This window comes from Microbacterium sp. 3J1 (genome assembly GCF_001049495.1).
In the GTDB taxonomy this organism is placed as follows: Bacteria; Actinomycetota; Actinomycetes; order Actinomycetales; family Microbacteriaceae; genus Microbacterium.
The window spans coordinates 1-987 of record NZ_CDWI01000012.1; the positions used below are offsets into that span (position 1 = coordinate 1).

The 987-nt window shown below is 66.8% G+C and carries 1 pseudogene; it reads right to left on the reverse strand.

What is annotated here, in order from left to right:
• Nucleotides 1-987 (reverse strand): annotated as a pseudogene (locus tag BN2660_RS14355) (DUF11 domain-containing protein); the annotation flags it as partial.

Genomic DNA, 987 nt, shown 5'->3' on the forward strand with positions numbered 1-987 from the left:
GTGCCGGTTCCGGTGGCGATGCTGGTCACGCTGCCCGCGTCGACATCCGCCTGAGTCAGCACATACGACGACGTCGCAGTCACCGACTGCCCCGGCACCAACACACCCACCGCACCCGGCCACACATACTCCGGCGCCGACGCCCCCACCAGAGCATCCGCCAACGCCGCCCCCGACAACGTCACATTCCCCTCATTGGTCAGCACATACGTCCACGTCACCACATCCCCGGCCCGACCCGACGCCCCCGCAGCCAACGCCCCACCATTCGACACCGACACCACCGGCGCCGCAGCCTCCGTCGCCACCACACTCTCCGGCGACACCACCGTGATCGCCTCCGACCGCGCCGGCACCCCCGACGCCGACGCCGTGTTCACCACACGACCCGCATCCACATCCGCCTGCACGATGACATACTCACCCGTCGCCGTCGCCGTCTGCCCCGGAGCGATCACCCCCGGCGCACCCGCCACCGGCCACACCACATCCGACACCACCACACCCGGCACCGCATCAGAGAGCACCACACCCGACACCGTCACATTGCCCGAATTCGTCACCCCGAACTCATACGACACCACATCACCGACACCACCACCACCGACCAACACACCCGACTTCGACACCACCAACCCCGCAGCCGGCAACACCGTATTCACCCGCACCGTATTCGTGTCCGCAGACACCCGCACCCCACCCGGAGCCGACGCCGCCACCGACGCCGTATTCTCCACGAACCCCGCATCCACATCCGCCTGCGTCAGGTCATACTTCCCCCGACCCACAGCCTGCTCCCCCACACCCACACGACCCGGCACACCCGGATCCGGCCACGAGATCGACACGTCATACAGACCCACCATCGGATCCACCAACACACCATTCGTGACCGTCACATTGCCCGTATTCGTCACCACCACCGCATACTCGACCGTGTCACCCACCACACCGATATCACCCGACGCCAACACCCCCGACTTCACC